The 16,510-nt window shown below is 67.5% G+C and carries 12 protein-coding genes; 2 read left to right on the top strand and 10 right to left on the bottom strand.

All coding sequences use genetic code 11. The features are described from left to right. Positions 1-16: 16 nt before the first annotated feature. Positions 17-1,879, top strand: coding sequence for a sigma-54-dependent Fis family transcriptional regulator (locus JL37_RS28055; RefSeq protein ID WP_197064658.1), 1,863 nt, complete (start codon positions 17-19; stop codon positions 1,877-1,879). Between the two features lie 12 nt (positions 1,880-1,891). Here the strand turns inward: JL37_RS28055 and JL37_RS28050 are convergent, their stop codons facing one another. From JL37_RS28050 to JL37_RS28005, 10 genes are all read right to left on the bottom strand, one after another. Further along, positions 1,892-2,362 (bottom strand): CesT family type III secretion system chaperone, encoded by a 471-nt coding sequence (locus tag JL37_RS28050; protein WP_081955236.1) that lies wholly within the window; start codon positions 2,360-2,362, stop codon positions 1,892-1,894. A gap of 35 nt (positions 2,363-2,397) precedes the next feature. Continuing rightward, positions 2,398-4,461 (bottom strand): hypothetical protein, encoded by a 2,064-nt coding sequence (locus JL37_RS28045; protein ID WP_043548505.1) that lies wholly within the window; start codon positions 4,459-4,461, stop codon positions 2,398-2,400. Between the two features lie 156 nt (positions 4,462-4,617). After that, positions 4,618-5,190: a class I SAM-dependent methyltransferase gene (locus JL37_RS28040; RefSeq protein WP_043548504.1), complete on the bottom strand. Its 573-nt coding sequence runs from the start codon at positions 5,188-5,190 to the stop codon at positions 4,618-4,620. Between the two features lie 281 nt (positions 5,191-5,471). Then, entirely contained in the window at positions 5,472-7,886 is a 2,415-nt protein-coding gene (locus tag JL37_RS28035) for a penicillin acylase family protein (protein ID WP_231570455.1), read from the bottom strand. A gap of 230 nt (positions 7,887-8,116) precedes the next feature. Continuing rightward, positions 8,117-10,474, bottom strand: coding sequence for a molybdopterin guanine dinucleotide-containing S/N-oxide reductase (locus JL37_RS28030; RefSeq protein ID WP_052097644.1), 2,358 nt, complete (start codon positions 10,472-10,474; stop codon positions 8,117-8,119). A gap of 4 nt (positions 10,475-10,478) precedes the next feature. Then, positions 10,479-11,342 carry a sulfurtransferase gene (locus tag JL37_RS28025; RefSeq protein ID WP_043548502.1) on the bottom strand — a complete coding sequence of 288 codons (864 nt, stop codon included), beginning with the start codon at positions 11,340-11,342 and terminating at the stop codon, positions 10,479-10,481. Positions 11,343-11,355: 13 nt separating this feature from the next. Further along, positions 11,356-11,697: a carboxymuconolactone decarboxylase family protein gene (locus tag JL37_RS28020; protein WP_043548500.1), complete on the bottom strand. Its 342-nt coding sequence runs from the start codon at positions 11,695-11,697 to the stop codon at positions 11,356-11,358. Between the two features lie 39 nt (positions 11,698-11,736). Beyond that, positions 11,737-12,741: a tripartite tricarboxylate transporter substrate binding protein gene (locus JL37_RS28015; protein ID WP_043548498.1), complete on the bottom strand. Its 1,005-nt coding sequence runs from the start codon at positions 12,739-12,741 to the stop codon at positions 11,737-11,739. Between the two features lie 42 nt (positions 12,742-12,783). Then, complete coding sequence (gene purB / locus JL37_RS28010) at positions 12,784-14,148, bottom strand: adenylosuccinate lyase (protein WP_043548496.1); 1,365 nt, start codon at positions 14,146-14,148, stop codon at positions 12,784-12,786. Positions 14,149-14,167: 19 nt separating this feature from the next. Then, a complete protein-coding gene (locus JL37_RS28005; protein ID WP_043548495.1) occupies positions 14,168-15,613 on the bottom strand; it encodes an FAD-binding oxidoreductase in 1,446 nt (481 codons plus the stop codon). Positions 15,614-15,769: 156 nt separating this feature from the next. Here JL37_RS28005 and JL37_RS28000 point away from each other — a divergent pair, with 156 nt between their 5' ends. Then, positions 15,770-16,498 carry an IclR family transcriptional regulator gene (locus tag JL37_RS28000; protein WP_231570444.1) on the top strand — a complete coding sequence of 243 codons (729 nt, stop codon included), beginning with the start codon at positions 15,770-15,772 and terminating at the stop codon, positions 16,496-16,498. Positions 16,499-16,510: the final 12 nt, after the last annotated feature.

Raw genomic sequence — 16,510 nt, 5'->3', positions numbered from 1 at the left:
TCTTCGGAGTTTTGCCATGAGCGCCCTCGCCTCGTCCCAGACGCTGCCCTGCCCTATGGACACCGCGCCGTTGATCCACGACTCGTGGCAACGCTGTTATGAGCGCTACGGCCTGTCCCCCGATCGCGTGCCCCGCCCGGACGTACTCACGCAGGCAGAGCTGGATGCCGTCCGGGCGCCCACCGAGAGCCTGGAGGCGCTCGCGCACGGCGAACTCAGCCGTATGCTTGGCCAGCTTGGAAGCCATGTGCAGTTGCTCATGTTGGCGGACGCCGGCGGGACGCTCATGCTCGTCCGCTCGGACCCGGCCCTGGACGACGTGTGCCGCTCGGCGTTGATTCAGCCCGGCGCGATGTTTTCGGAGTCTTCGCAGGGCACGAACGGCATCGGCCTGTGCATTCAGACGCGCATGCCGGTGTCCGTGGTGATGGAAGACCATTTCGCCCAACGGCTGTCGGGCCTGTCGTGCACCGTCGCCCCGATCTTTGGCGAGCGAGGCGACCTCGCCGCCGTGCTCAACGTGACCTCATTGCAGCCTTCGAACCGTATGGTGCATGAGATCGCGCGGCGCGTGGTGGAAGCGTCGGCCCGCCGCATCGAGAACCGCAGCTTCGATTTACGGCACGTCGGCCGGGTGTTGGTGCGCCTGTCGGCCACGGGAGATTTCTGCGACCCGGCCGGCGAAGGCCGTCTGGCGCTGGACGATGCCGGGCGCGTGCTGGATGCCACGCCTTTCACCCTCGAGATGCTTGGCGCCGACCCGCGCATCTTTGGCGAACGCCTAGCGGGCATGAATGAAATCGACGCCCTGCTTCGGATTGCGCTGAGCGATTCGCCCGTCATCGAGCACGCCGGCCGGCGCCTCAGTATCCAGATCGACCATCGGGAACGCCGGCGTTCCATCTATCCGTCGGCCACCGGCACACCGGCGGCGCCAACGAGCCGGAAGGCGGCGCCGACGATAGCCCAGATCGCGGGTGCCGATACCGACACGCAAGAGCAGATGCGCATTGCGCAGCGGCTGTATGCCCGCGGGTTGCCCATTTTGCTGCAGGGAGACAGCGGCTCGGGAAAGTCGGCGTTGGCACGCGCGCTTCATGAGGCCGGGCCACGCCGCACGGGTTCATTCGTGTCGATCAATTGCGCCGCGATCCCGGCGGAGCTGATCGAGAGCGAACTGTTCGGCTATCGCGCCGGCGCCTTCACCGGCGCATCGAAGGCAGGCGCCCGCGGACGTATCCTGGAAGCGGACGGCGGCACGCTTTTTCTGGACGAGATCGGCGACATGCCGCTGGCGTTGCAGAGCCGGTTTCTCCAGGTGCTGTCCGACAAGGAGTTCGTTCCCGTGGGCGCGTCGCAGCCCGTGCAGGTGGACTTCAACCTGATCGCGGCCAGCTTCCGCGATATCGAAGGCATGGTGCGCGACAAGACTTTCCGCGCCGACCTGCACTTCCGCATCCAGGGAGCAGCCGTACGGCTGCCTCCGCTGCGCTCACGCGACGATCTCAACGCGTTGATCGATCATGCATTCCAGGAGGCGGCGATTTCGGCGGGCGCGCCCTGCCCTCGCCTGTCGGCGGCCGCACGTGCCGCGCTGCTGCGTCACGGGTGGCCGGGCAACATTCGTGAATTGCACCATGTAGCGCGCTACGCGCTGGCGCTCTGTGATTCGGATGAGGCGTCACTCGATTGCTTGCCACCCGCCTTACAGTCCGGCGGGAGCAAGGCAGCCGATTCGGAGGCGCGTTCAGAGCTAGACCTGACGGGGGTGTTGGCCCGTTTTGAATGGAATGTCACGCTGGCCGCCCATTGGCTGGGAATCTCGCGCTCGACCCTGCACCGCCGGATGCGGGCACAAGGGGTTCGTCGCCCCGACTGATCCTATGCAGCCTCAAACGATCTGCCCGAATGCCGGCATGAACGACGTTTCCGGCTCCGCCCGACCTTCGGCGGATTGCCGGGGCTCGTCCCGTGCGCCGAGCCAATCGATCAGCTTGCGCACCTGCTCGGCGAACTGGGCCACCCGGTCTCCTATGTCGTCGGCGGAAACCATTGCAACCGGCAGACGTTCCAGCAACAGCACCGCGTCGGTGGCGCGGTCCAGCCCTATCGACATGCCGCAGCGTTCCATCAGCAGGAAATTCATGGACAACAGCTGCATCAGGTCCTCCGCGGGCAAAGGTTGCGGAAATTCGGACAGCAGGCCGTAAAGCCCGAGCGTGTCGTCGTCCAGGCTCCGGATGGAGATGAGGATGTCTTCATCCAGCATCAGCATGCAGTGGCGGCGCTCGTCGAACGCCAGGTCGAGGCCGATGGTCTTGCTCAAGGCCTGCAGCAAGGCAAGGCAGGATGGGCTGGGCATGGAATTCTCTCTTTTTAATGAAGGGCCGGATGGAATCAGGCGCGCCGGTCCTGATCGAGCGTGATCAGGATTTCGCAGGCCTCCACCAATGAACCGGCGGCGAGGATGGCGATTTGGTCCGCGGCGGGCGCGCCGCTCGTCAGCGCATGCAGGGTTTCCACTAGCGGCTTGGCCTTGGACAGCAAGGCCTGCATGCCGCCCCCGGCGTTCACTGCGTCACGCAACTCCGACACGGCGCGGCCCAGAGGCGCGAGTTGACGCTGCTGCCTGGCGTCCAGGCCCTGGATGTGGGCGTCGAACTGATCCGCCAGGCCTTCCACGCAGGATTGCAGCCCCCGCCGTTGCGCCGCGTAGTACCCCTCCTCCCCCGCGGGCCGGAGTTGCGCCGCCTCGACGGGAAATGCCTTCCGGTCTTCGAGCAGGTCGGAAAGGGCTTCATGATCCTCGTCGAGGGCGAGGATTCGTTGCTCCAGGCGCGGCTTCAGCGCGAGCTGCGTGGCCAGTTCGCCGCGCCTGAGTTCCAGCGCCGCCAGGTCTTTTTGGTGGCTCTTGCGGTCCGCGTTCAGCTTTGCGGCGGCCTTGGCGTCGTCCGGCTGCAGCCTCGCCGCTCGCGCCGCGAGGCTGTCGGCGGCAAGCCTGACTTTCTCCGAGCGGCCGTTGACCTCTTTCTGGGTCGCGACGATCTTTGTCTCCAGGCCTGCCAGTTCCTGCTCCATTTCCTGCACCCTGCCCTTCGCATGCGCCACGTCGGCGCTCAGGCCCAGGATGCGCTGGTCGGCAGCGACGCCCTGGGCTTGCTGGCGGGTCTGATCGTACGCGTCCAGATCGTCGGCTCTTACGAGCAGCGTGGCGCGCAGGATGCTGATCGCATCGGCTTCGGCGGGCGCCTTGCTCCAGGCGGCCGCGCAATGCGCCTTGACGCTGCCGGCCTGGTCGTTGAGTTGGTCTATCGCGGCCTGCAGCTGCAGCGCGTAAGCGTAGGTCTTGTTCGGATCCTCGGTGATCCAGGCGGCCTCGAACGGCACGTAGATGTTGGAGCCGCCGGCCTGTAGGGAACGCGCCGCCACGGCCGCGCAATTCTGCGTGGTGCTGAGTTTGGAATAGCCGATGAGGCCTTGCTCGGCGTCCGCCTTGAGCTGATTGGCGTCGGCCAGCATGTCGTGCTCAGCCAGGCCGAACAGGGTCGTCCGCGGCTGGAGCCCGCCGCTGCCGTGCTCTCCATTGCGCCCCGCCAGCGGGAAGAATACTTTCTCCGCGCCTGCTCCCCAGGTCCTGCCGGACACCAGTTCCTGGGAATCGCGCGGGAAAAACCGGGCGGCGGCCTGCAGGTCTTGGAGCGTCACGTCCTCATCGAAGCCCAGTTCTCCCAGCTCCTCGGCGTGCTCCTGCCGGGTAGCGCCCAGCGGATCCTTGTCGCCGGCGCGCTCCAGGCGGGCCGCGGTCTTCAGGACATCCCTAGCCGCCTGCCCGCGTTGCAGATTCAGATTGGTCTTTTCGGAGATTTCATCTCCGCGATCGCTATCGTAGCTGGGCGCGCTCATGCCGGGCCGGGCTTCGAAATGCCCGCCCACGCCCGGCAGCATTTCCAGCGCCCGGTTGCGGCTCACTTCGACGTCGCTCTTGGCGGGCCACCAGCTCACATACTCCTTGGCATGGCTCCACGAATTGGGCGACATCGTGTTGGAGATCGCCACGGCGGAATGTCCGGTGCGCTGGATATTGAAACCCGAAGAGACCCGTGGCCAGGAGTTCAGGCACACGTTGCGCGCCTGGTCCCTTGCCTTGCCCACGCCCGACAGCCCCTGCGCCACGGAGATCATCTTGTCGATCTTCGTCTTGTTGAGCGTGGCGGTGTAGTCCCTGCCTATCACCCGGTCTACCGCGGCCGCCGCGGCCTTGTAGCCGTACTCCCTGGCAAGGGCCTGGGCGAACACGCTGTTGGCCCTGTGATTGGACTCCTTTACCTGTTCGGAACCCTGGACGATGCGGTCCTTCAGGCGGCCGAACATGCCGCGCCCCTGCGCGTTCGTCGCGGTGTCGTCCAGCTGGACGCGGCCGCCCTGCACCGATGCGGAAAGAAAGCTGGATAGCTGGACCATCTGGCATCACCCCTGGAACGTGGCCTGGGCGGGTTCATGGCCGCGCGGCCGCGAACCTCGTCCCAATGCGCGCTGAGTAACCCAGGGCGGCGGCCGGTTCCGGATTGATGCGTCCGGGGCCGCAAAATACCAAGTTTCAGTGATGCCGAATGGCGTTTATGCCCGCCTGGCCAGGCTGAACACCGATGCCGGCGGCAGATTGAACGGAACGAATCCGATTCTGCGGGCGGACAGGCCGCAAGCATCCAGCACGCCTGCGGAAATCGGGCAGCGCACGCCGTAGGTGAACAGTTCCATCGAGCCGCCCTCGGCCATGGCGTCGAACACGGCGGTCAGCAGCCGATGGTGGTGCGCCCCGCTCATGTTCCGCAAAGGCAGGCCGCAAATGGCCGCGCCGATGCCGTCCAGCTCCGGATGGCTGTGCCGCGACAGCTCCTGCGCCGAAACCTGGAGCACCGCGGCCTGGGGGAACTGCGTCCGCAGGCTGGAGCTCATGACCTCGTCCTGCTCGACCAGGACGAGGCGCGACGGATCGACGCCTTTACGCAGCATTTCCCGCGTGAAGACGCCCGTGCCGCAGCCGAGTTCGAGGACTTTGCCGGCATTGGCCGGGATGGACGCCGTGATGGCCGCCGCCAGGGCCGGACCGGATGGCGCCACGGCGCCGATGGCGGCAGGATTGGACAGGAGCGCCTTGACGAACTGCTTGCGCTCTTGCAGCCACGTCATGGGCTGGTTGGATGAGGATTTATGCGCTGCGGATTGATATGACGGCGAAGAATGCATCGGTCCCTTCTATCTCCAAGGCCTGGATGCCCGCGCGCTGCCGCGCGCCCGGCTCCGGGCTCGAACGCGCCGCCGGGTTGGCGGCGCCCACTGCTATCGAGACCTTAACTGGCGCGGGCGGGTGCGACCGGAAACCGTGCGTAAGCACCCTTGTCAATCAGACAACGAGGCCGGCCGCAAGCGGAGGCCGGCCGCGCCCGCGGACAGCTTAGGTTGCAACTCCCCTACTTCCGGGCCGGCCGCAGCGTCAGCGTATCCGCCTTCTCGCTGTCGACCTTGGCCCGGCTGAACGCCATGGGGAAGTACTCGCCAGTGGCCCAGCCCTTGAGCAGGTTCTGGTAATACGGGCTGCGCGGATCCGCGGACTGCCCCGGCACGTTCTGGACGCGCGAGTTATCCCAGTCGGCCACGTCGATCACCTGGCGATAGGACGCCCCGCTGATCTGGCGGAAGTCCGTCTTGCGGAACGTGGCGCGATGCACCGTGTCGTTGTCCCCGCCCACCGGATAGCGCGGCGTGCCATAGGCCTTGGCGGTTTCCGCAGGCAGCAGGCTGGCCAGGCTGTGCTCGAACTGGATGTGGTGCAGCTTGCCCCACTGCCACTGCGCCGGATCCGAACCCAGCTTGGCCCGCAGCTTCTGCATGCCCTCGCCCAGCGCCTCCAGCAACAGCGCGTCGCGCCCCTGCTCCGGCCTCGGCCCGAAGGCGGCGTCGGGCGCGGCCAGCTTCTCCAGGGTTTTGCGCGTGGACAGGTCGCCGAAGACGCTGCGGCCCGCCGCCGGCACGTAAAGATCGGAAACCCGCTTGATCACTTCCGGTAGCCAGAACTCATAGACGGTGGCCGCCGTGCTTTCCGTGCCCACGCGGTAATCCCAATCCTTCAGCAGGCTCAGCGCCTGGCCCACCGCCGGGTCCGCCGAGTTCAGGGACTTGGCGTAGCCCGTCAGCGTGCGCGCGGGAATCGACAGATTGTCGAACTGCAACGCCTGCGAATTCTGGACCGTGAGCCCCTTGCCATCGGCGATCACCTCCCGTATGCGCTGGACGCGATAAGGCTCGGCCCAGGTGCGCGCCGACATTTCCTTGTAGCGGAAGTCCGCCGGCAGGTTGTATTCGTTGGCGGTGGCGACGTAGCCTTCGGCCGGGTTGTACACGCGTGGAAGCGCATTGCCGGGCAGGACGCCGCGCCATTCGAAATCGCCATTGCCGGGCACGGGCAGCATGCCGGACCAGTCGGCGCGCGGCCGTATCGGCGCGATGCTGCCGCCGAACCAGCCGATATTGCCGTCCACGTCGGCGTAAACCATGTTCTCGCTGGGCGTGTAGTGCTTTTCCATCCCCGCCACGAACTCGTTCCAGTCCTGGGCCTGGTTCAGGCGCAGGCTGGCCAGGTAGGCCGCCGTCCCGGGGAACTCCAGATAAGCGGCGCGCAGCGCATAGGCCTTGTGCCGCACCGGATCCTCATGGATCACCGGGCCGTGGCGGGTGAATTTCAGCTGGCGCACCGCCGCCGTCTGGCCGCGCACCGGAATGGATTCGTCGACCTGGCGCATCTTTTCCCAGCCGCCCCGGTAACGGTACTCGTTGGCGTTGGCCGGATTGGTGTCGTAGACGTACAGGTCTTCCTCGTCGCCGAACGCGAAGATCGTCAAGCCGAAGGCGATGCGGTCGTTGTGCCCCATGGAGACGCCGGGCAATGCGGGTTCGCCGGCGCCGATCACGTTCCAGCCCGGCGCATTCAGGTGCACCATGTAGCGCAGCGACGGCATGGTGATCGAACGGTGCGGGTCGCCCGCCAATATCGGCTTGCCGGTGGCCGTATGCTGCCCGCCCATCGTCCAGTTATTGCTTTCGTAGCGCGCCGCCATCGGGTCGAACGCCGGATCCAGCGACGCCAGCTGGCCCGCCGACAAGCTGCGGGCCAGCTCTTCCTTCTGCGCTTGGGCCAGCGGGCTGCGCGGGAAGTCCGCGGCGACGAACTTCTGGCCGCTGCGCGCCAGCGTGTAATTGGCCAGGATCGTGTTGTCCACGAGTTTCACGTCCAGGCCCGCCGGCACCTGCAAGGCCAGGGGCGGCTCGAAGGTGCTCAGGCCCTGGACGGTATTCAAGCCCAGCGTGGCGAGCCGCTGCGCCATCCTCACTTCCTCGGTGAGGTTGCGCGTCAGGCCGTAGATCCGGATCAGGGAGGTTTCGGGGCTCCAGTAGCCGGGCTGGGTGCCGGTCAGCTTGAATTCCGGCGGCATCTGGTCGGGATGCGCCTTGACCCAATCCACGTAGGCGTTGATGCCCGCGGCGAACGAAGTCAGGATCGCCTTGCCCTGCGGGTGGTAGCTGGCGAATTCCGCCTGCATGTCGCCCCGGTACAGGAAGAGGCGCGCCGCCCGGTCCTGCTCCACGAAGCGCGGGCCGAACTGCTCGGCCATCTTGCCCTCGCCCTGGCGGCGCCACAGATCCAGCTGCCACAGCCGGTCGCGCGCGGCGCTGAAGCCCTGGGCGAAGAACAGGTCTTCCTGGTTCTGCGCATAGATATGCGATACCCCGTGCCGGTCGCGCACGATCTCCACCGGCTGCGACAGCCCGGACATGTCGATCGTTTCCTTCTTGCTTCCCGGCGCGGCGCACCCTGCCAGCAACGCCATCAATCCGCTCGCCAGCAATGCGGCGGCCCTGCGATTGAACGTACGCATGACTTCTCCTCCGATTTATTTGTCTTCTATCGCTGCCGGTCTTGAGGCGCCATGCTGCCGGACGCCGCCGTAAGCAATGTGTACAACTAAATCAGTTGCCCCGCGAAAGCTGTTTTATTTAATGAAAATTGGCAGTATGTGTAACCCGCGGCCGGAGCGCCGCGGGCGCGGCTCACCCGGCGTTACAAAAGTCCGGACGCTGCGCCGGACGGCCGACGCTCGACGATGGCCGGAGGCTCGTGCGCCCGCACGCGCGGCGCCCGGCCTGCATAGCGCTCCACCTGCACCGCGGTCAGTTGGCCGGAGCAGCCTTGCGCCAAGGACGAGGTTCCCACGTCGCGCGTCAGCACGTTGGGGTTGCCGTGCACGCAAAGCGGATGCTCGGCCTCGGCGTCGTCCGGGTCGTACCAGGCGCCCGTAGGCAGTTGCACTACGCCGGGACGGATGCCGTCGGTCAGGCGCGCGACCGCGAGGCAGGCGCCGCGCGCATTGAAGAGGCGCACCACGTCGCCGTCGACGATATCGCGGGCGCCAGCGTCTTGCGGATGCAGGGAGCACACTTCCCTGCCCTGCTGCTTCTGCGACACGCTGTGCGCGCCGAAATCGAACTGGCTGTGCAGGCGGCTGGCCGGTTGGTTGGCGACCAGGCACAAGGGGTGTTCCGGCGTGGGCGCGTCCGCCGGCAGCAGCCAGGCGGGATGGCCCGGGCAGTCGGCGTAGCCGAAGCCGGCCACCACCGGCGAACTGATCTGCACCTTGCCGCTGGGCGTGGGCAGGGGTTTGCCGGCCGGATCGTCGCGGAAGGCGCGCAGGATGCCGCCGTCGTCGTCCTGCTGCGGCAGGACCAGTTCGCCCCGCGTCCAGAATTCGTCGAAATCCGGCGCGTCCAGGCCGCACTCCTCCAGCGCCACGCGAGTCTTCTCGTACAGGTGGCGCAGCCATTCGCGGCTGCTGCGGCCTTCGGTGAAGGCCTCGCGCGCGCCCAGCCGGGCCGCCAGGTCGGCAAAGATGTCGTAGTCGTCGCGCGCCAGTCCGTTGGGCTCGGCCAGGCGGTGCATCGCCACCATCAGCGGGTCTGTGGGCGCGCCCCCGATGTCTTCGCGCTCCAGCGTCATCGTGCAGGGCAGCACGATATCCGCATGGCGGGCCGTGGCGGTCCAGCCGATTTCGTGCACCACGAAGGTGTCCAGGGTTGCGAAGGCGCGCCTCAGGCGCGCCAGGTCCTGGTGGTGGTGGAAGGGGTTGCCGCCCGCCCAATAGGCCAGCCGTATATGTGGATACGGCATGCGCTTGCCGTTGTAGTCGAAGGGTTCGCCGGGGTGCAGCAGCATGTCCGAGATCCGCGCCACCGGGATGAACGCCTTCACGCCGTTCACACCCTGCGGCAGCGAGGCTACCGGCACGGCGTTGCTGCGCTTGCCATAGTGCGCCAGCGTGCCCAACGCGTAGGCATAGCCGCCGCCCGGCAGGCCCAGTTGCCCCAGCGCGGCCGCCAGCACCGCCCCCATCCAGACCGGCTGTTCCCCATGTTCGGCGCGTTGCAGCGAATGCGCCACAGTGATCAGCACCCGCTTGCCGGCAAGGCTGCGGGCAGTGTCGGCGATCCAGTCGGCGGGCACGTCGCATAGGGGCGCCGCCCAGGCCGGCGTCTTGGGCTGGCCATCCCGGCGGCCCAGCAGATAGTCTTCGAAGACGTTCCAGCCCTCGCAGAATTTGCTGAGGAAGGCCCGGTCGTGCAGGCCGTTGGCGACCAGTTCGTGGACCAGCGCCAGCATCAGCGCCACGTCGGTCCCGGGCACGGCCCGCACCCATTCGGCCTGCGCGTCATCCGGAAAGTCCGAGGCCAGCGGGCTGATGTTGATGAAGCGGCAGCCGCGCGCCGCCGCCCGACGCATCGAATCGCGCTCGATATGCCGGCTGATCCCACCGCTGGCCACGCGCGAGTTCTTCAGCGCCATGCCGCCGAACGCCAGCACCACGTCCGTATGTTCGACGATCTGGTCCCAGGTCACGTTGCGGCGCGCCACGTCGTCCATGCTGCCCAGGATGTGCGGCAGGATCACTGCGGAGGCGCCGGCGCTGTAGCTATTGACCGAACGCACATAACCGCCCAGGGCCGTATTCAGAAACCGGTGCACCTGGCTTTGCGCATGGTGGAAGCGACCCGCGCTGGACCAGCCGTAGGATCCGCCGAACACGGCCTCGGGCCCGTGCTGCTCCTTGACCCGCGTCAGCTCGCCCGCCAGAAGGTCCAGCACTTCCTCCCATTCCATGCGCACGTAGCCGTCGCGTCCCCGACGCGCGTCCGGGCCCGGGCCACGTTCCAGCCAGCCGCGCCGCACCATGGGCGCGGTGACCCGGACCGGATGGTCCAGGGCGTTGGTGAAGTTGTCGATCAGCGGGTTGGGATCCGGGTCGCCGGGATGCGGCCGGACGTCCAGGACGCCGTTCTTCCAGGCGGCGGAGAACACGCCCCAATGGGCGCTGTGAGGCTTGCGGCCGGTGTCGGGCCGCGAGGAAATGGCGGTGTCGCGATTCATGTTGCTAGGCGTCAGGACCCGCGGCGACCGGCGCACCCGGCTGGGCGCTCCATTCGCTCCACGAGCCGGGATACAGGGCCGCGCCGGCCAGGCCGGCGATCTCCATGGCGAGCAGATTGTGGCAGGCCGTGACGCCAGAGCCGCACTGGTTGACCACGGCGTCGGGCGCGCGGCCGTCCATGCGCTCCGTGAACGCCTGGCGCAATTGCTCCGCGGACAGGAAACGTCCGTCGGCACCCAGATTGTCGCGGAAGAACCGGTTGCGCGCGCCCGGAATATGGCCGCCCACCTTGTCCAGCGTTTCGTTCTCGCCGCGGTAGCGGTCGGGCGCGCGGGCGTCCAGCACCACACGGCCGCCCGACTCCAGGGCTTCGCGCATTTCGGCATACGTCAGCGTGCGCTGGCGGCCGGCGCGCGCCGCAAGGTCGCCGGGCGCGCGCGGCGCCGGTGGTTCCGTGGACAGCGGCTGGCCTGCGGCCTTCCAAGCGCCCATGCCTCCGTCCAGCACGGCCACGGCATCGTGACCGATCCAGCGCAGCAGCCACCACAGGCGCGCGGCGTACATGCCGCCAGCGTTGTCGTAGGCGACGATCTGCGTGTCGCGGTTGGCGCCCAGCGCCGCCAGCGCTGCCGCGAATGCCTCGCGGTCCGGCAGTGGATGGCGTCCGTTCATGCCGGTCTTGGGGCCGCTGAGCGTCTCGTCCAGGTGCACGTAGGCTGCGCCGGGAATGTGGCCGGCCTCGTACTGGCGCCGTCCCGCTTCGGGATCGGTCAAGTCGAACCCGCAGTCCAAGACCAGCACGCTGTCCTGCCCCGGACCTGCCAGCGCGCGGGCCAGGTGTTCCGCATCGATCAGGGTGGTGTACATGAGCGCCCTCCCTTCAAGCCTGTGAGGCCGACAGCGCGTCCATCGCGCGCAGCGAGTAGACATAGGCCGCCCCGGCGTTCAGCGCGATGGCGGTGGCCAGCGCTTCGCTCAGTTCGGCTTCGGTCACGCCGGCCTTGCGGGCGGCGTCGGCATGCGCCGCGATGCAGCCGTCGCAGCGCGTCGTGACGGCCACGGCCAGTGCGATGAGTTCGCGCGTCTTGGCGTCTAGCGTGCCGGTGGCGCCTTGCGCCTGGTTCAGCGCGCGGAACGCGGTCAGCAATTGCGGGTTGTGCTTGCCCAGTTGCTCGCCGGCCTTGCGGTTGTTGGCGAGCGTCTCGGTCCAATTCTGCAGCATGAGGAAATCTCCGGGAATTTCGGGAAAAGGAAGGACTTGCTACTGGCCGATTTGCTTCAGCAGGCCGGGCGTGGCGGCTTTGCGGTAGTTGGCGATGTCTTCCTCAATGTACTGCCTGAACTGGTCCAGCGGCAGGTCGCGCTCCATCGCGGCGTCCTTGCGGATGGTGTTCTGCACGGCGGGATCCTTCAGCGCGCGCGACAGGTTGTCGGACAGCACCTTCAATACTTCGGGCGGCGTGCCGGCCGGCGCGGCCAGCCCGTACCACTGGGTCATCGTCATATTGATACCCAGCTCCTTGAAGGTCGGCACGTTCGGCAATACGGGGCTGCGCTGGCTGCCGGTCAGGGCCAGCACGCGCAACTGGCCTTGCTGCACCTGCGGCACCAGCGGCGAGGCGGTGGCGAAGAACATGTCCACCTGCCCGCCTATCATGTCCGTGATGGCGGGACCGGACCCTTTGTAGGGCACGTGCAGCAGCTTCAGGTGCCCCAGTTCCTTGATGGTTTCCATGCCGATATGGGCGGCCGCCCCGGTGCCGGTCGAAGCGAAGGTCAGTTCCTTTTGTCGCGACGCGTCGATCACTTCCTGCGCCGTCTTGAAGCGCGACTGGGTCGCCACGAACAGGCCGTGCGGCGCTTCCAGGATGAGCCCCACCGGCGCGAAGTCGTCCGGTACCTTGTACGGCAGGGTTTGGGGCTTGAGCGCCGGCGACACCGCCAGGTTGCCGCTCATCGCCAGCAGCACGGTGTAGCCGTCCGGCGCGGCCTTGGCGACCAGGCCGGCCGCGATGTTGCCGCCGGCCCCGGGCCGGTTCTCGACGATGACGGTCTGGCCGATGGTCTTGCCCATGGCCGTCGCGATCAGCCGCCCATACAGGTCGCCTCCACCGCCCGGCGGAAAACCGACCACCAACGTGATGGGACGCTCGGGATAGGCGGCGCTGGCGGCGCCGCCGGCCAGGGCCGTCATGGACAGCGCCGCGGCCAGGGCGGCGCGCAGGGCGCGGCGCCTGCCGCGAGGGCTAGGGGAAGAAATGCGCATGGTGTTTGTCTCCTGTCGTTTTTCGTATGCCGGCCGCCGCCCTCAGGCGCCCAGCCAGGCGGCTCGCTGCGTTGTCACCACCCGGTCGACCGAGGCGGCGCACTGCCCCAGGTAGCCCGCCGGATCGGTCAGGCGCTGGATCTCGTCTTCGCCCAGCAGGCTGGCCAGGTCCTTGTGCTGACGCAGCGCCTGGGCGAAATCGAGTTTGTTGGTGATGCCGTGCATGGACGCTTCGTAGATCCATTCGTGCGCGGTCTGCTTGCCCACGCGCTCCGACAGCTCCAGCATCACGTGTTCGGACAGCAGATAGCCGCGCATGCGGTCTAGGTTCTGCGCCATGGCCTCGGCGTCCACCCGCAGCCCGGCCAGCAGGTTCTTCGCCTGGAACAGCATGGCGCCGGCGATCAGGCAGCATTCGGGCAGCGCCTTCCATTCGATCTTCCAGGCGATGCCGTCGCGCTCGCCTTCCTGCACCATGCCTTCCAGCATCAGCGCGGCGCTGGCGCGCAGCGGCCGGCACAGGCCCGCCAGGTTCTCGGCCGAAGTCGGGTTGCGCTTGTGCGGCATGGTCGAAGAGCCCAGTTTGCCCGCCGAGAACGCCTCTTCCACCTCGGCGAATTCATTCCGCTGCATATTGAAAAGCTCGTTGCCGATCTTGGACAAGGTGGCGCCCAGCATCGCCAGCAATAGCGCGTATTCCGTGAAGCGGTCGCGCGCGGGGGCCCAACTGATGGACGGCGCGGCCAGTCCGAGCTTGGCGAGCGTGCGGCGCTCCACCTCTTCGGCCTGTTCGCCCAGCGACGCCTGGCTGCCGACGGCGCCCACTACCATGCCCACCAGCACGCGCGGCTCGCACTCTTTGAGCCGCTCGTGATGGCGCGACAGTTCGTCCAGCCACACGGCGCACTTGTGGCCGAAGGTGATGGGCAAGGCCTGCACCCCGTGGGTGCGCCCCGCCATGGGCGTGTCCCGATGCGCCTGGGCCAGCCGCGCCAGCTCCTGGCCCACGGCCGCCACGTCGCGCAGGATCACGGCGTGCACCTCCTTGAGCTGCAGCGTGACGCCAGTGTCGACCACGTCCTGGGTCGTGGCGCCGTAGTGCAGCCATTCGCCGTGGTCTTCGCCGCAGCGTGCCTGCAATTGTTTGAGCGCCGGCACCAGCGAATGCTTGATGCGGCGGATTTCCGCCGACATCTGGGTGATGTCGATGTTGCCGGCCTGCGCCTGGGCGCGGATTTCGCGGGCCGCCTCGGCGGGAATGATGCCCAGCTCGGCCTGCGCCTCGGCCAGCGCCCCCTCGAAATCCAGCCATTTCTGGATGCGATTTTCCTCGGAAAAAATGGCGCGCAGCTCATCGGTGCTCCACAGGTGCTGGAGCGATTGCATATCGAAAACGGAAACGGACATGAGGCGGGATCCTGGAAGATTAGGAAGGCTGGTGGACGGGACGCGGCAACAGGCGGCCCGGGTTGAAAGTGCCGCGGGGGTCCAGCGCATGCTTGATGCGCTGCATGACCTCCAAGGACACGGCGGGTTTGAACTGCAGGAAGGCTTGCTGCTTGAGCCGGCCGATGCCGTGCTCGGCGGAAATCGATCCCCCTAGGCGCGCGGCCACGCCATGCACCACGTCGTGCACCGCGTCCTCCCGCGCCCGGAAGGCGGCATCGTCCATGCCGGCCGGCTTGCTCTGGTTGTAATGAAGGTTGCCGTCGCCCACGTGTCCGAAGCACACGATCCGGATGCCGGGCATCAAGGCCTCCAGCGCGGCGCCCGCCGCGGCGATGAATTCGGGAACGCGCGACACCGCGACGGAAATGTCGTGTTTGATGGACGGGCCGTCCAGCCGCTGGGCCTCCGGCACGTGCTCGCGCAGCGCCCAAAGTTCGTGCGCCTGGCGGCCGGAAGCGGCAATCGCCGCGTCCGTGACCGCGCCCGCCTCCATGGCGGCTTCCAGCACGGCATGCACCACGGGCTCGGGATCCATCTGCGCCGAGGTTTCCGAGACGTCGAACAGCACCGACCAGGGCGTATCCGTGCCGAGCGGATTGCGCATGCCGTCCAGCGGATGCGCCAGCACCTGGACCAGCGTCTGGCGGCCGATAAGCTCGAACGCGGTGACGCGCTCGCCCACGGCGCCGGTCAGGCGCGCCAGCAGGTCCACCGCCGCCTGCGGCGTGGGCACCGCGACCCAGGCGGTGACCACTTTGGCGGGCTGCGCGCACAGCTTGAACGACGCCGCCGTGACCACACCCAGTGTCCCTTCCGCGCCGATGAATAACTGCTTGAGGTCGTAGCCGGTGTTGTCCTTGCGCAGCGTGCCCAACTGTTCCAGCACGCTGCCATCGGCCAGCACCACTTCCAGGCCCAGCGTGAGGTCGCGCGTATTGCCGTAGCGCAGCACCTGCTCGCCGCCAGCGTTGGTGGACACCACGCCGCCCACCGTGGCGCTGCCCTCCGAGGCCAGGGACAAGGCGAACAGCCTGCCGGCCGCGGCGGCCGCCTGCTGCGCAGCCAGGACCGTGCAGCCCGCCTCCAGCGTGATGCTGTTGTCCAGCGCGTCCACGCGCCGCACCGCCGTCATACGGTCCAGGCTGAGCACCAGTTCGCGGCCCGACGCGTCGGGCGTGGACCCGCCGACCAGCCCGGTATTGCCGCCCTGCGGCACCACCGCCACGCCATGGCGTGCGCACAGCGCCACCACGCGGGACACCTGTTCCGTGCCGGCCGGACGCGCCACCGCTAGCGCGGCGCCGGGGAAATTGCGGCGCCAGTCCGCCGTGTAGCGGGCAGTGTCCGCCACCCCCGTCAAGACATGGTCCTGGCCGACGATCGCGGCCAGGGACGCCAGGAATGCATCGATCTGATTGGGCATAATGCTGTGGATCGCGCGGCCGGGCCCTGCTCCCTATCCGCGCAATGCTGGTCTCCTGGTGAATGAAGGCGGAAGTCCCTGGTCCGGTAGTCGCCTTTCATTTCATTGATTAAAATATGTTTTATTCATCGAAACTATAAGGAAGCATAGGAAACCGTGTCAAGCGAGAAATCCCCTAAGCCGCCCGCCGGCGTGCTCGAACGCGGCATCTCCATCCTGGAGTGCTTCAGCGAGGACAGCCTGCGCCTGTCGCTGCGCGACCTGGCCGACCGCACCGGCCTGGACAAAGCCACTCTGCTGCGCCTGCTGGGCGTGTTCACCAAGGCGCGCATGATTCATCGCTACGACAGCAGCACCTACGCGCTGGGACCGGCGCTGTTGCATATGGGCATGCTGTATCGCGACACCTTCGACCTCGGTTCGCGCCTGCAGCCGGTGCTGCGCAACGTCATGGAACAGACCGGCGAAACCGTGGCGGTCTACGTGCGCAGTGGCGACGACCGCATCTGCCTGTACCGCGAGAACACCTCCAAGGAAGTGCGCCATCATGTGGAAGTGGGCAAGCGGATCAGCCTGAAGGACGGCGGCTCGTCGGCGCACGTGCTACGCGCCTACACCGGCGGTTCGACGCCGCTGGAACGCGACATCCATGAAAAAGGCTATGCCATGACGCGCTCGGAGCGAGTGGCCGAGATGGCGTCGGTGGCCGTCCCGGTCTTCGACGGCGACGACACCTTCGTCGGCGCGCTGGTGGTGCTGGGCCTGGCCTCGCGCCACAACGAGGCCGCGCAGCGCAAGGCCGTGGAGATCGCGCGCCACGAGCTCGCGCAGCAGGGGTTCCGCACCGCCCCGCCCGCGGCCTGGACGCCGAAGGCCTGTTCCTGAGGCCGCGGCACG

Origin of the sequence: Achromobacter sp. RTa, from assembly GCF_000757485.1 — a bacterium.
GTDB lineage: Bacteria > Pseudomonadota > Gammaproteobacteria > Burkholderiales > Burkholderiaceae_B > Achromobacter.
This window is presented reverse-complemented; position numbering and strand designations above follow the sequence as displayed.

Excerpts from the sequence above, each read along its gene's own strand:
- JL37_RS28045 (WP_043548505.1), bottom strand. The coding sequence starts at position 4,461 with ATGGTCCAGCTATCCAGCTTTCTTTCCGCATCGGTGCAGGGCGGCCGC.
- JL37_RS28055 (WP_197064658.1), top strand. The coding sequence starts at position 17 with ATGAGCGCCCTCGCCTCGTCCCAGACGCTGCCCTGCCCTATGGACACC.
- JL37_RS28030 (WP_052097644.1), bottom strand. The coding sequence starts at position 10,474 with ATGAATCGCGACACCGCCATTTCCTCGCGGCCCGACACCGGCCGCAAG.
- JL37_RS28005 (WP_043548495.1), bottom strand. The coding sequence starts at position 15,613 with ATGCCCAATCAGATCGATGCATTCCTGGCGTCCCTGGCCGCGATCGTC.
- JL37_RS28025 (WP_043548502.1), bottom strand. The coding sequence starts at position 11,342 with ATGTACACCACCCTGATCGATGCGGAACACCTGGCCCGCGCGCTGGCA.
- JL37_RS28050 (WP_081955236.1), bottom strand. The coding sequence starts at position 2,362 with ATGCCCAGCCCATCCTGCCTTGCCTTGCTGCAGGCCTTGAGCAAGACC.
- JL37_RS28035 (WP_231570455.1), bottom strand. The coding sequence starts at position 7,886 with ATGGCGTTGCTGGCAGGGTGCGCCGCGCCGGGAAGCAAGAAGGAAACG.
- JL37_RS28040 (WP_043548504.1), bottom strand. The coding sequence starts at position 5,190 with ATGACGTGGCTGCAAGAGCGCAAGCAGTTCGTCAAGGCGCTCCTGTCC.
- JL37_RS28020 (WP_043548500.1), bottom strand. The coding sequence starts at position 11,697 with ATGCTGCAGAATTGGACCGAGACGCTCGCCAACAACCGCAAGGCCGGC.
- purB (WP_043548496.1), bottom strand. The coding sequence starts at position 14,148 with ATGTCCGTTTCCGTTTTCGATATGCAATCGCTCCAGCACCTGTGGAGC.
- JL37_RS28015 (WP_043548498.1), bottom strand. The coding sequence starts at position 12,741 with ATGCGCATTTCTTCCCCTAGCCCTCGCGGCAGGCGCCGCGCCCTGCGC.